The sequence below is a fragment of the Aeromonas sp. 600282 genome (genome assembly GCF_049175755.1).
Lineage (GTDB): Bacteria > Pseudomonadota > Gammaproteobacteria > Enterobacterales > Aeromonadaceae > Aeromonas > Aeromonas veronii_A.
The window spans coordinates 202,572-216,075 of the sequence record NZ_JAAKVR010000003.1; the positions used below are offsets into that span (position 1 = coordinate 202,572).

13 protein-coding genes are annotated in these 13,504 nt (G+C 61.5%); 1 reads left to right on the top strand and 12 read right to left on the bottom strand.

Annotation, left to right across the window (positions count from 1 at the left end):
* Window positions 1-11: 11 nt before the first annotated feature.
* From G5137_RS05380 to G5137_RS05420, 9 genes are all read right to left on the bottom strand, one after another.
* On the bottom strand, window positions 12-914 hold the full coding sequence (locus G5137_RS05380) for an ROK family protein (protein ID WP_005343908.1): 903 nt from the start codon (window positions 912-914) through the stop codon (window positions 12-14).
* Between the two features lie 108 nt (window positions 915-1,022).
* Complete coding sequence (locus G5137_RS05385; protein WP_421255032.1) at window positions 1,023-1,529, bottom strand: GNAT family N-acetyltransferase; 507 nt, start codon at window positions 1,527-1,529, stop codon at window positions 1,023-1,025.
* Window positions 1,517-2,323: a M48 family metallopeptidase gene (locus G5137_RS05390; protein ID WP_421255033.1), complete on the bottom strand. Its 807-nt coding sequence runs from the start codon at window positions 2,321-2,323 to the stop codon at window positions 1,517-1,519. The genes G5137_RS05385 and G5137_RS05390 overlap by 13 nt, the downstream gene beginning before the upstream one ends.
* A gap of 181 nt (window positions 2,324-2,504) precedes the next feature.
* A complete protein-coding gene (locus G5137_RS05395; protein ID WP_216951835.1) occupies window positions 2,505-3,479 on the bottom strand; it encodes a PstS family phosphate ABC transporter substrate-binding protein in 975 nt (324 codons plus the stop codon).
* 178 nt (window positions 3,480-3,657) lie between these two features.
* Window positions 3,658-4,953 (bottom strand): phosphate regulon sensor histidine kinase PhoR, encoded by a 1,296-nt coding sequence (gene phoR / locus G5137_RS05400; protein WP_266134086.1) that lies wholly within the window; start codon window positions 4,951-4,953, stop codon window positions 3,658-3,660.
* Window positions 4,954-4,961: 8 nt separating this feature from the next.
* Window positions 4,962-5,651, bottom strand: coding sequence for a phosphate regulon transcriptional regulator PhoB (gene phoB, locus G5137_RS05405; protein WP_026457670.1), 690 nt, complete (start codon window positions 5,649-5,651; stop codon window positions 4,962-4,964).
* A 101-nt stretch (window positions 5,652-5,752) separates the two neighbouring features.
* Complete coding sequence (locus G5137_RS05410; protein ID WP_167572379.1) at window positions 5,753-6,166, bottom strand: VOC family protein; 414 nt, start codon at window positions 6,164-6,166, stop codon at window positions 5,753-5,755.
* Window positions 6,167-6,201: 35 nt separating this feature from the next.
* Entirely contained in the window at window positions 6,202-7,482 is a 1,281-nt protein-coding gene (locus G5137_RS05415; protein ID WP_266134087.1) for a GGDEF domain-containing protein, read from the bottom strand.
* A gap of 167 nt (window positions 7,483-7,649) precedes the next feature.
* Window positions 7,650-8,444 carry an AraC family transcriptional regulator gene (locus G5137_RS05420; protein WP_421255034.1) on the bottom strand — a complete coding sequence of 265 codons (795 nt, stop codon included), beginning with the start codon at window positions 8,442-8,444 and terminating at the stop codon, window positions 7,650-7,652.
* A 233-nt stretch (window positions 8,445-8,677) separates the two neighbouring features.
* Between G5137_RS05420 and G5137_RS05425 the strand changes: the two genes are divergently transcribed.
* Window positions 8,678-9,577: a DMT family transporter gene (locus G5137_RS05425; protein WP_421255035.1), complete on the top strand. Its 900-nt coding sequence runs from the start codon at window positions 8,678-8,680 to the stop codon at window positions 9,575-9,577.
* 76 nt (window positions 9,578-9,653) lie between these two features.
* Here G5137_RS05425 and G5137_RS05430 read toward each other — a convergent pair whose 3' ends face one another.
* The 3 genes from G5137_RS05430 to G5137_RS05440 are packed head-to-tail and all read right to left on the bottom strand — an operon-like array spanning window position 9,654 to window position 13,489.
* Window positions 9,654-10,349, bottom strand: coding sequence for a response regulator (locus G5137_RS05430; RefSeq protein ID WP_075115718.1), 696 nt, complete (start codon window positions 10,347-10,349; stop codon window positions 9,654-9,656).
* A 3-nt stretch (window positions 10,350-10,352) separates the two neighbouring features.
* On the bottom strand, window positions 10,353-11,921 hold the full coding sequence (locus tag G5137_RS05435; protein WP_204481211.1) for an ATP-binding protein: 1,569 nt from the start codon (window positions 11,919-11,921) through the stop codon (window positions 10,353-10,355).
* 17 nt (window positions 11,922-11,938) lie between these two features.
* On the bottom strand, window positions 11,939-13,489 hold the full coding sequence (locus G5137_RS05440) for an NAD-dependent malic enzyme (RefSeq protein WP_202000474.1): 1,551 nt from the start codon (window positions 13,487-13,489) through the stop codon (window positions 11,939-11,941).
* Window positions 13,490-13,504 lie beyond the last annotated feature (15 nt).

A 13,504-nucleotide genomic window follows, 5' to 3' on the forward strand; every position in this document is an offset into this window, starting at 1 on the left:
CACATCTGATCTCATAGATTGAGCAAGGCTGCGCCGCGCACACCACCGGCACCGCCAAAGCGGGCCTGGCGGATCTCGGGCAGGGCGACCCCGGGCAGCAAGTGACCGGGCAGACGCAGCGGCAGCTGTTCATAGAGGGCGGGCAGGCCGCTCAGGCCGCCCCCCAACACCACCACTTCGGGATCAATCACCGAAATGGCGGTGGCAAGCCCGGCGGCCATGATCTCCAGCCAGCAGTCGACCGTCTCGACCGCATGGGGTTCATGGGCCTCGAAGCGTCCCACAATCTGGTGACCCGTGGCGCGCTGGCCATGGAAATGGTGATAGAGACGCTCCAGACCGGTGCCGGAGGCATAGGTTTCAAAACAGACCAGACGACCGCAACCGCAACGGGGACGGGGCAACTCGGGGTACTTCATCAGCATGGTCGCGGGCAAGGGGTAGTGACCAATCTCGCCAGCCAGCCAGTTGCGCCCCTGAATAAGCTTGCCTGCCAGATAGACGGCGCCGCCGATGCCGGTGCCGATGGTGACACCAAGCGCACTGCCTGCGCCGTCGGCAGCCCCTTGATGCACTTCGGACCAGAGGAAGCAGTTGGCGTCGTTATCCACCTTGACCGGCCGCTCCAGCAGCTCGGCCAGATCGGCGCCCAGATGGCGACCATTGATGGAGGGCAGATTGGCCGCCACTATGCTGTGATCCTGGCTGTTGATGACACCGGGGAAACCGATGCCGACCGAGCCCCGAGCGCCGAAGCGGGCATCCGCCTGCTCGACCCGGGAGCGGATCAGCTGCTGCAGCCCCTCGTAATCGTTGCCCGGGGTGCTCATGCGCTCCTCGTGGCAGAGGTTCAATGCACCGTCATAGACCGCGAAGGCGATCTTGGTGCCACCGATATCAAAGCCGTAATACATGCCAGCACTCCCTTGTCAGCCCGTGTTTATCCAACTCTGTTCCAAGGGGGACATTGTATTAATTCGCAAAAAAAATAAAGTGACCGGGGACGAAAAACGGGAGAGTGATCAGAGCAAACGGCTCATTTGTCGCTGCAGGCAGGGCTGCCCGAGGCTTATCAGGGTGCGCTCTGCGCCATCAAAGACGAAGCCGCGGCGCAGGTAGAACCCCTCGCCGATGTGGTTGCCATCGAGCAGCCACAATTTGACGCTATGGCAACCGGCGCGGCGCATCTGCATCGCCACCGCCTGCCACAGCCGTTTGCCATAGCCTTGTCGCCAGTGGTCGGGATGGAGGTAAAAGGCGCGGATCAGGGCGCTGCTCTGCCCCGCTTCCTGTTGTGGTTGCCAGTAGAGCAGGCCTATCACCACCTCATCGAGACAAAGCAGCATGGGCCTTGGGCCCTGCTCGGCCAGACGGCTCTGCCAGATCTGCAGATGAGCGGTAACATCCAGCTGCTCCAGCAGATCGGCACCGAGCACCTGGCCATAGGCAGCGAGCCAGCTGGCTCGCTGCATCACCGTCATGGCGGCGGCATCATCGCTGCGCGCCATGCGCAGGCTTATGCCTTGCATTGGGGCTCCAGACCGTTGGCGCGGGCCTGCTCATAGAGCGGCAGCACTTGCGCCTGTTGCGCCTGCAACTCGGCGATCCGGTTCTCGTTGCTCGGGTGGGTAGAGAGCAGTTGCGGCGGCGTGTTGCCACCGGCGGCGGCACTCATGTTTTGCCACAGGGGGATCGCCTCGGCCGGATTGAACCCGGCACGCGCCATCAGCTCAAGCCCCAGCCGATCCGCTTCGCTCTCCTGAGTACGGCCGTAGGGCAGCATCACTCCGACCTCGACCCCGAGGCCAAGGGCGGCCATGGTGGCGCCGCGATACTCGCTGGTGCCCATGGCAATGTCCGCAGCCGCCAGACCGATCCCCGCCAACTGGCTGCGTGAGAGTCGCTCGTTGGAGTGCTGGGCCAGCACGTGAGTCAACTCGTGACCGATGACGGTCGCCAGCTGATCCTGATTCTTGGCCACCTTGAGCAGGCCGCTGTAGACCCCGATCTTGCCGCCGGGCAGGGCGAAGGCGTTGACCTGCTTGGAGTCAAACACCACCACTTCCCAATTGGTGATGCCATAGCTGGCCGGCACCTGGGCGGTCACCGCCTTGGCGACACAGGAGACATAGGCGTTGAGTTTGGCATCCTTGCTCACCTTCTCCTGCTTTTTCATATGCTCGAAGGAGTCGGCACCAAGCTGGTTCATCTGCTGGGGGGAGTAGAGCAGCATCTGGCTGCGGCCAGTCGGCGACTGGGCGCAGGCGACCAGCAGGGAACTACAGAGGGCTACCAGGCCAAACTTGGAGAGGGACGCAATCATGAAGGGATCCTTTGCCATAACGTTGCCCTATTCTCGGAAATGCAGCCCTGCTACGCAAGGGAACCTGCCCCCGGCTGGCGGAAAAACATCCATCCAGCGCTATTAACAGAACTGACAGTCACCAAAAACAAAACGAGCCCGATTGGGGCTCGTTTTATCAGTAGATGCTGGCAGCAAGCGGTTACATGATGCCCAGCTTTTTCAGATCCGCCTGCACCACCTTGGCCGGTACCGGTACGTAGCCATCTTTGGCAACGATGTTCTGGCCCGCCTTGGAGAGCATCATCTTGACGAACTCCTGCTCCATCGGAGAGAGCGGCTTGTTCGGATGCTTGTTCACGTAAACGTACAGGAAGCGTGACAGCGGATATTTGCCGGTGATGGCATTATCGGCAGTAGCATCGACAAAGGTCTTGCCATCCTTGGAGAGCGGAATGGCACGAACGCCGGAGGTAACGTAACCAATACCGGAGTAACCGATACTGTTGAGGGAAGCGGAAACAGACTGCACCACGGAGGCGGAACCCGGCTGCTCGTTCACACCGCTCTTGAAGTCACCATTACAGAGCGCGTGCTCCTTGAAGTAACCGTAGGTGCCGGATACCGAGTTGCGACCGAACAGTTGCAGATCCTTGCCGGACCAGCTGCCATCCAGACCCAGATCAGACCACTTGGTAGCCGCCTTGGCTTCGCCGCACTTGAGTGTGCTGGAGAAAACGGCATCAACCTGCTGCATGGTCAGCCCCTTGATGGGGTTGTCCTTGTTGACGAATACCGCCAGGGCATCGACGGCAACGCGGATAGCGGTCGGCTTGTAGCCATAACGCTTCTCGAACGCTTCGATTTCACCGGCCTTCATGGCGCGGCTCATGGGACCAAACTGGGCAACCCCTTCGGTCAGGGCGGTCGGTGCGGTAGAAGAGCCGGCCGCCTGGATCTGGACATTTACGTTGGGGTAGACACGCTTAAATTCTTCTGCCCACAGGGTCATCATGTTGGCCAGAGTATCAGAGCCGACAGAGGACAGGTTGCCTGAGATACCGCTGGTCGGAGTGTAATCCGGCAGATCCTTGTCGACACCATAGGCCAGGGTGCTGGCAGAAAACAGGGTTGCTGCGGTAAATCCTATTACACCAGCCAGTTTGTTGAGTTTCATCCAATCTCTCCAAAGTTACAGAAGGTCCGTTCTTAAGACGGCGCCAGTATCTGACCTGGCAGTGACAAATTTATGGATTAAATGTGACACTTTAATGACATGACAACAAAGTTGCACAAATGCAGAGAGGGCCCGCATTGTGGCCCTCTCGAATTTACTAACCCATTGTCATAAAAGGCTATTTTAACACCACCATACGAGCCGGTATCATGAAGCTGAAGCGACTGCCAAGGCCGACACGACTTTCAATCTCGAGCTGACAGTCATGATGACTGAGGGCATGCTTGACGATGGCAAGGCCGAGTCCGGAGCCACCGGTGTGGCGGGAGCGGGCCTTGTCGACCCGATAGAACCGTTCGGTCAGCCGCGCCAGATGCTCGGGGGCAATCCCCTCCCCCTCATCCCTCACGGCAAACAGCGCCATTGCCCCCTGCTTGCGCCACTCCACGCTGATCTTGCGCCCTGCCGGTGTGTAGTGGATGGCGTTGTAGACCAGATTGGAGACGGCGCTGCGCAGCTGCTCCTTATCCCCGCGCACAAACAGGTCTGGCTGCACCATGAATTCGATCTGGTGGGCCCGTTCGCCCGAGAGCGCCCGCGCCTCCTGCTCCAGCAGTCCGAGCATGGCAGGTATGTCCACCAGATGGGAGAGATCAACGGTCGGTGCCGCCTCGATGCGCGACAGGGTGAGCAGCTGGTTGACCAAATTGTCCATCCGGATGGTCTGCTCCATCATCACCCGGTGCGCCTTGGCCCACATGGCAGGCGGGGGCGGATCTTCAGTCATCTCCAGATAGCCCTTGAGCACGGTGAGCGGAGTGCGCAGCTCGTGGGAGACATTGGAGACAAAGTGCTTGCGGGTCTTCTCCAGACTGCGCAGGCGGGTGACATCGCGTACCACCAGCATCGCCTGATCGGAGGCGTAGGGCATAATGCGAAACTCGAGAAACTTCTCTTCGTTGATCGGAGAAGTCATCTCCAGTGGTTCATCATAGCTCCCCTTCCCCAGATAGGCGGCAAAGGCAGGATGGCGGATCAGGTTGCCAATGTGCTGACCTGCATCTTCCGGCCAGCGGAAACCGAGCAGTTGCTCTGCCAGCCGGTTGCACCAGAGGATGCTGCCATCTTCGCGAAACACCACGGCCGCATCGGGCAGCGCCTCGGCCCCCTCCCGAAAGCGGCGGATCAGCCCCGCCAGCTCGCGCCGCCGAGCCCGGTGACGCTGTTGCAATTTGTAGATCCCGTTGAAAATGTGCTCCCAGCTGCCACTGCCGTTAGGTGGTACCAGGCTGCGGTCGTGCCACAGCCAATCAGACAGCCGCTTCTGAAAACGGTAATGCCAGCCCAGATGCAACACTGCCGCCACCAACAGGCAGAGGGCAAGATGATCAATCAACCAGCCAACCAATGCGAAGGGGGCGTAGAAAAACGCCATTCGCCACAACTGTCGCCGCCAGGCGTAAGGTTGCAACATAACTGCCTCTAGAGACGGGTTGAGAAGCGGTATCCGGCTCCACGCACCGTCTGGATCAATCTGTCGTGCCCTGTCTCTTCAATCGCCTTGCGCAGGCGCCGAATATGCACATCCACGGTTCTGTCCTCGACGTACACATTGGTACCCCAGACATTGTTGAGCAACTGCTCACGGCTATAGACCCGCTCGGGGTGAGTCATGAAGAAATGCAGCAGCTTGAATTCGGTCGGCCCCATGTCGAGCGCCTTCTCCTCGGCACTGACCCGGTGGGAGACGGGGTCCAGCTTGAGCCCCTGCACCTCGATCACCTCGTCTACCGAGGTGGGGGAGACTCGGCGCATCACCGCATGGAGGCGAGCGGTGAGCTCCTTGGGCGAGAACGGCTTGGTGATATAGTCGTCGGCACCGGCCTCCAGACCACGCACCTTGTCCTCCTCCTCACCGCGGGCGGTGAGCATCACCACCGGGATCTGGCGGGTCACCTCATCCTGCTTGAGCTGTTTGATAAACTGGATGCCACTGCCGCCTGGCATCATCCAGTCCAGCACGATAAGTTCCGGGTAGGGTTCACGCACCTTCGCCAGTCCGTCGGCGAAATCTTCCGCTTCAATCGTCTCATACCCCTTCTGCTCCAGCACGAAACAGAGCATTTCGCGGATCGGTGCTTCGTCCTCGACCACCAGAATTCGCTTAGCCATTCCCTTCTCTCTCCTCTGTGAAGATGGGTGCGCCAATTATTAGAATTTTCTGTGACACTTTTATGACTTTATGACAGGCGGGATGATAAACGTTTTCAGATTCAGTTGGCAGCAGCGCGTTGCAGCAGGTCCCAGCGGTTGCCACTGATATCCTCGAACACTACCACGGTGCCGTAGGACTCCTGTCGAGGCTGTTCACAAAAATGGACACCATACTGCTGCATCCGCCGGTAATCCCGCCAGAAGTCATCGGTCTCGAGGAACAGAAATACCCGTCCGCCACCCTGTTTGCCAATGGCGGCCAGCTGCTCCGGGGTCGCAGCCCGCGCCAGCAGCAACGAGGAACCCGAGCTGCCAGCGGGAGCAACCCGCACCCAGCGTTTGCCCGGTTTGCCCGGTTCGTCGAGCCGGGTATCTTCCAGCAGCGCAAACCCCAGCCCCTCGGTGAAAAAGGCGATAGCCTCGTCATAGTCGGCCACCAGCAGGGTCAGGGCACCAATAGATTGTCTGGTCATCTTGCTCTCGTCTTTAACATGTCATGCTACCGCCCTCAATGCGCCACTACCCGGTTGCGTCCCTGCGTCTTGGCCTGATAGAGCGCCTCGTCGGCACGTTTGAGTACGCATTCCCATGGCTCTCCCCCCCGCTCGGCCACCCCGAACGAAGCGGTCACCCGCAAGGCCAGCGGCCAATGGGGAGATGCCTCCAGCAGGGTGCGCAGCCGCTCGGCCAGGATACACGCCCGCAACTCATCGTAATCAAGGCAGACCAACACAAACTCCTCTCCCCCCCAGCGCACCAGATGGCAGAGGGGATCGCAGTGGCGCAGGATCTCGCTGACCAGCAGTTTGAGCACCTCGTCTCCCACCGGATGGCCATGGCTATCGTTGATCTGTTTGAAGTGATCCACATCGATATAGACAAGAGTGCAGGGCTGCTCACCTATCTCGAGCAGCAGTCGCTCACCGCCGAGCCGGTTGAGGGCGCCGGTCAGGGCATCATAACAGGCCTCCTCGCGGGAGCGGCGATTCTCTTCACTCAAGGTCCGGTTGAGCGCCTCGGCCTCCAGTTTGGCCTGATGGGCATGCTGCAAGCGCTGCTTCATCAAAAGGTGGTTGATCAGAAAAACGGTACAACCGTAAAGAAACCAGACAAACAGGATCAGCCGATAGAAGAGGGTGGCATCGAGCCAGCTACCGTGAAACTGCAGCGCTTCGATCACCACGCCATGCTTACCGGGCGGCATATCTGAACCAGCCATAACCTCGATGGCATAAACCCGATCCAGATTGGCCCCCTGCTGCTGCAACGGCACATTGTAACGGGTGATCCACCAGGTCGCCGGGGTAAACACATCCAGTGGCACCTCGTGATCCCGGCCGTAATCCGCCGGCCGAAAAATGATCTCGTTGAACTTGGATTGCTCAGGCTCATCAACCCGGTCATAGACCGGATTGTAGTTGCGCAGATACAAGCGCCAATCCTGCTCGCCAGCCCCGGTTACGCTCAAACGGATATGAAGTGTGCCAAAACGGGTCAGATTAATCCCCTTGTCACGGGGGGTCAGGGTGAGGATAAGGCCGCAACTTGGGTAGCTGGCGGGATTGGCGGTTAACGTACAGACCACTCCGGGATGATCATCCGCCGAGGGTTGATAGCGCACCGCCCCCGGCCCAGCATCCCGTGGCTGCTGCACTGTGATGGAGAGCGGCCACTCCTTGATATCGAGAACTCGCTCTGGCCCGAACTCGAACAGCAGGATGGCACAACCGGTGAGCGCCAGCAGATACCAGAATAGTGACTCGGCCAAACGGGAACCGGACGCGATCATGCTTACCCTAACCCCTGAATATGAAGGCACAGCCATTCACTCGGGCAGACAACCGATCGTTGCTGCCAGATGGCCCATGATAACAGGGCTCTATGATAATCCCTGTAACGACAAGAAACAGGCTACTTATCATGGCATTCACACTGCATCGCTCCCGTTTTTTCCCATTAGAGCCCCCGTTCTGCCGATTGCTGGCGATAACGCTGGGGTGAACATCCCAGCTCCCGGTTGAACATGGCGATAAAGGCCGAGGTGGAGCCGTAACCGAGCCGCCAGCTGATCTCCTGAATGGGCATGTCCCCCTTGAGCCAGGCCAGAGCCTTGAGCAGCCGCAACCGCGCCCGCCACTGACCGAAGCTCATCCCCAGCTCCCGCAGGCAGCGCCGCGCCAGGGTGCGCTCTGTGGTATGCAGTTGTCCGGCCCACTGGGCCAGAGTTCGGGGATCGGCAGGATCGCTGTGTAACGCCGCCAGCATGGGAGCCAGCAGCTTGTCCTGACTCATCGGCAGGTAGCTCTCCTGACAGCGGGTGCGCGCCAGTCGCTCCACCAGTAACTCGGCCTGACGCTGATCCCACTCATCCGCCATATGGCTCACCCGCCGTTCGCAAAAATCGCTCAGCAGGGCGCGGATCAGCGGGGTGAGCAGCAGCAATCTGGGCTCTGGCGGCAGCTTGGCCGCCAGCTCGTGACTGACGTAGATGGAGGTGTAGTCGAGGGTCTGCTCGTTGTAAGAGGTGTGGTCGAGATCCGCCGGTACCCAGATCAGGTAGTCGGCAGGGGCCACCAGTCGCTGATCCCCCAGCTCTATCTCCATGATCCCCAGGCTGATCATGTTGAGCTGGCCCCAGGGGTGGGAGTGCAGCACGGTCGCGCTGTCGGCCAACATCTGCTGGTAACTGAAAAAGAGCGGATTGGGAGCGGGCAGAACGACATCTACCGGCTGAAAGTGGTGAGTGGCCATCAGCGCCCCTTGTCAGCGAGAGAGAGGAGCAGGCGTGATGCAACGCCCTGTTGGCTCGGTCTCCGGCACAGGTCAAAAGCAGCCATCAGTTGCGGGCAGACGCAGCCCGTGTGGGCCGGAATAAGGTGCATCAGAAAGAGTTGTCTTTTCTGCTGGGTCATCTGTCTGTTTTACGCTACTTGATAATATAAAGACAAGGGTAGACTTGGCCCCCTGTTAATAAGGAGCCTCTGATGCGAATCTTTTCCCCTCTTCTCTTTCCGCTGATGGCGGTGCTGATCTGGGCTACCAATACCGTGGTGTCCAAGGCGGCCGCCAGTGTGCTCGACCCCGCGGCTATCTCCTTCTATCGCTGGGTGATCGCCGCTCTGGCGCTGACCCCCTTCTGCCTGCCGCAGCTGTGGCGCCGCCGTAGCGAGGTTCGCCCCTGGCTCGGCAAGCTGCTGGTGCTGGCGGCGCTCGGTATGGTGCTCTACCAGTGCCTCGCTTACTACGCTGCTCACAGCACTTCGGCCACCAATATGGGGGTGATCGGCTCCCTCATTCCACTGCTCACCCTGCTGCAAGGGGCGCTCTTCTTCGGCCAGCGTCCCGGCAAACAGGCACTGCTCGGCATGAGTATCTCCCTGTTCGGCGTGCTCTGGCTGCTTGGCAAGGGCGAACCACTGGCCCTGCTCCATAACGGCATCAACCCGGGGGATGGCATGATGTTGCTCGGCTCCGCCAGCTACGCCCTTTACGGCCTCTTGATCCGCCGCTGGCAACTGCCGTTTGGCCCCTGGCTCAACCTCTACATGCAGATCCTGCTGGCCGTACTGCTGCTGGTGCCGCTCGCTCTCAGTGCCGACTCGATGGCGGTGCCGGCCGAAGGGTGGGGGCTGGTGCTCTTCGCCGGGCTCGCCTCCTCCCTGCTGGCGGCTTACTGCTGGACGCGCGGCCTCGCCTGCATGGGGGCAGAGCGCACCTCGGTCTTTATGAACCTGATGCCGCTCTGTACGGCGCTGATCGCCGTCGTCGGCCTGGGCGAGCCAATCCACGGCTATCACCTGCTGGGTGGCGGGCTGATCCTGGGCGGGGTGATGGCCTCCCAGCTGAAGGGGCGTGCGCCGGTAGCCGAACGGGAAGCCGCCTGAGAACCAACATCGTCCGGAAACAACAAGGGAGCCCATGGCTCCCTTGTTGTTTCTGCAATGCACGCCAGTGCGCATCTCAACCGGCCCGGCGCCAGCGGTAGCGACGCTCAGGCCGCCCGCGCTGGCCGTAATTGAGATCCACATCTACCCGGTCTTCCGACTCCAGATATTCCAGATAGCGGCGCGCCGTGGTGCGGCTGAGGGAGAGTCGCAGCGCCACCGTGTCGGTGGAGAAGACACTCTCCGGCTCACCCGCCAGCAGATCCAGCACCTGACGCAGGGTGATGCTGTCGATCCCCTTGGGAGTGACGCGCATCTCCTTGATCTGGGAGCGCCCTCCCTTGCCCAGCAGCTTGTCGAGATCTTCCTGCTCCAGCCGACCCCGCTCGCAGAGGCGGCTGTGCAGTTGCAGGATCTCGTCCAGACTCTGCTGGATGCGAAACAGCCGCAATGGTTTGATGACGTAGTCATGAACCCCCAGGTTGAGGGCCTGCTGGATGGTCTCCACATCCCGCGAGGCGGTCACCATGATGACATAGGCTTCGCGGTTGTGGCTGCGCAGGCGGCTCACCCACTCAAGGCCGGAGCCATCGGGCAGGGAGACATCCACCAGCAGCAGTTGGGGCACCACACCGGCCATCATGGCATCGGCCTGGGCCAGGGTGCCGGCCCGCCCCAGCAGGGAGAAACCGGGTGTCGCCGCCACCAGTTCTGACAAGATGGCACCGATCCGATCGTCATCTTCAATAACAAGCGTGATTATTGGGTCCATGGTTCACATTAATTGGTTTTTATTCAAATAGATACCAAACAGGGTGGTCTGCTCGGCGGTTCGCCGCCATTCTATCACACCCTCGTGCCGACCCACGGTCTCCTTGACCAGGAACAGACCCACCCCGTGATCGCCGCTCTGGCGACTCACCCCGTAATCGAACAGGTGATCGGCCAGCTCCTCGTCGACCCCCTCACCGCTATCCTCCACTTCGATCACCAGTCGCCGCCCCACATCGCACAGGGACAGCAGCACCCGCGGCGGCCGCTGCTGGCGGTTGCGCCAGGCCGCCTGCAGGCCGTTGTCCAGCAGGTTGCCAATGAGGGTAATGAGATCGGCCGAGACCGAGGCCGGATACTCCGCCAGCGCCGAATCGGGATCGAGTTCCAGGGTCACCCCCAGCTCGCGAGCCCGGCTGAACTTGCCGAGAATCAGCCCCGCCACCGGCTTGTTGTCGATCAGCCGCAGCAGCTCCTGCAGCATGGTCTGGCACGCTTCGTTCTCCTGCTGGATCAGCTCCACCGCCTGATCCACATGGCCCAGCTGCAACAGGCCGGAGAGGCTGCTCAGCTTGTTGGCAAACTCGTGGCTCTGCATCCGCAACATCTCGGCATACTGGCGCAGGTGGGTCACCTGCACCCCCAGACTGGCGGCCACCTCCGGACGGCTGAAGATCAGCAGCCGCCCCGGCGCCTTGCCCTGCACCGCCTGCCAGCGGCCAACGAAGGACTCCCCCTGAATGGTGAAGCTCACTTCCCCACCCTCCTGCTCCAGACAGGGGGCAAGGGGCGGCACCAGCTCCGCCAGCGACTGTCCCTGCAGGGCGTGGCGCCCGGTAACCGGCAGCCGCAGCTGATAGCTGGCGGTGCTGTTGATCATGTTGATGTTGCCGCGACCATCAAGGGCGATGACCCCTTCGGTGATGTGCTCAAGCACCAGATCCTGCAGGGTGAAACGGCGCACGATTGCCTCCGGCTCCAGATCGAGCAGAGTCTTGCGCAGCAGGTATTGCACCCAGAGTGCCAGCAGCAGGCCGCACCCCAGCACCGCAACGATGGCGCTGATGAGCAGGGCTACCCGCTCCATATAGATGCCCTCCACCTGCTGCATCAGATAGCCCACCACCACGGCCCCCATGACGCGCCCGTCACCGCCCACCACCGGGGAGAAGCAGCGGATCGCCGGCCCCATGGTGCCCCGATCCTTGGAGCAGTAGCTGCGCCGCTCCTGCAGCGCGGGCCAGATATCCTCGCCGCGAAACTTCTGCCCCACCAGCTCGGGGTTGGGGTGGCTGAGGCGGCGACCATGCTCGTCGGTTACCACCATATAGGTGGCGTCGGTGCGGTTGCAGACCGCCTCCACATAGTCGCGCAGGGTAGGGTCACGGCCCTGACGCAGGGCCTCGACCACCCGGGTGTCCGCCGCCATCACCCGTGCCAGATCGCTCCCCTTATCCTGCAGATTGCTCTCCAGCAGATGGCGGATAAAGAGGGCCAGCAGACTGCCCAGAATGAGGATCAGCAGCAGGGAGAGCCCGAGAGAAAGGGTGACCAACTGGTGGCGAAGTTTCATGCACATACCTTAAAACGTCAGGACGCAGCCCAATAGTGCGGATGCCACCAGGTCTGGTCAATCAAAGGAGCCGGATCGCCGACAAAATCGGCCAATCCTTCCTCGCGGGCGCAGAGCGCCACCGCTCTGGCGACGGCGCGGGCCACCTCTCCCACCTGTTCGATGGGGGGTAGCAGCCGACCCGCCACCAGCGGATAGGCGCCGACTGCCCGCACCGCAGCCAGCAACATGCCATCGCTGATGCGGCGCGCCTTGACCGCGCAGGCACCGAGACCAATCCCCGGGAAGACATAGACGTTGTTGCACTGGGAGACTACCCGCCGCTCGCCGGCCACCGTTACCGGCGCAAAGGGGCTGCCGGTGGCCAGCAGGGCGCGGCCATCTGTGGCGGCCCACACCTGCTCGGGGGTCGCCTCGGCACTGCGGGTCGGGTTGGAGAGTGGCAGGATCACCGGCTGATCGCACACCTCCCCCATCGCCTGCAACACCTCGCGGGTAAAGAGGCCACCCTGCCCGCTCACGCCAATCAAGACCGCCGGACGCACCTGGCGGATGGTCTCCAGCAGCGAACTGTTCCCCTCCTCAACGGCGCGGGCAAACGGCTGTTGGGCGCGAGTCAGGTTGGGACGATCGGCGCAGACCACCCCGTCCTGATCAAACAGCCAGACGCCATCGTGGCTCCCCGCAAGCTGGGCCAACATGGCGGCGATGCCGCAACCGGCAGAACCCGCCCCGACGATCAGCACCGGGGCATCGCACAGGGCGGTACCCGCCTGCTGCAACCCGGCCAGCACGCAGGCAGAAGCCACTGCCGCCGTGCCCTGAATATCGTCGTTGAACATGCAGAGCTCGTCCCTATAGCGGGTCAGCAGGTTGGCGGCATGCTTGCCGGCAAAGTCTTCAAACTGCAGCACCACTTGGGGCCAGCGCTTGCGAATGGCGGCCACCACCTTGTCCATGAAGTGGTAGTAGCTCTCGCCGTCGATGCGCGGGGATTGCCAGCCGAGGTAAGAGTCATCCTCCAGCAGCTCGGGGTTGTTGGTGCCCACATCGACACAGAGCGGCAGGGTACGCGCCGGATTGATGCCGCCAGCAGCGGAGTAGAGCGCCAGCTTGCCGATACAGATCCCCATGCCGCCGATACCGAGATCGCCAAGCCCCAGCACCCGCTCGCCGTCGGAGATGACGATCACATCCACCTCCTGCTCCACCGACTCGAGGATGTCGTCGAGATCGTCCCTGTCATGCCAGGAGAGGTAGAGGCCGTGGCTGCGCAGATAGAGGTCACTGTGGCGCTGGCACGCCTCCCCCACCACCGGGGTGTAGATGATCGGCAGCAGCTCCGGCAGGTGGTGGCGTACCAGATCGTAGAACAGCACAGGGTTGTCCTCCTGCAGCTGGCGCAGCAGCAGATGCTGGTCAAACGGACTCTGCATGGCGCTGACCAATCGGTAGATCCGGCGCCGCTGCTGGGAGAGGGACTCCTCCTTGTGAGGCATGCGACCCCGCACCCCCTGACGCTTGCGCTCGGCATAGGGCAGGCTGGTGCCCATCATGATGTCGTTCATCTTGTTTGTTCCTCA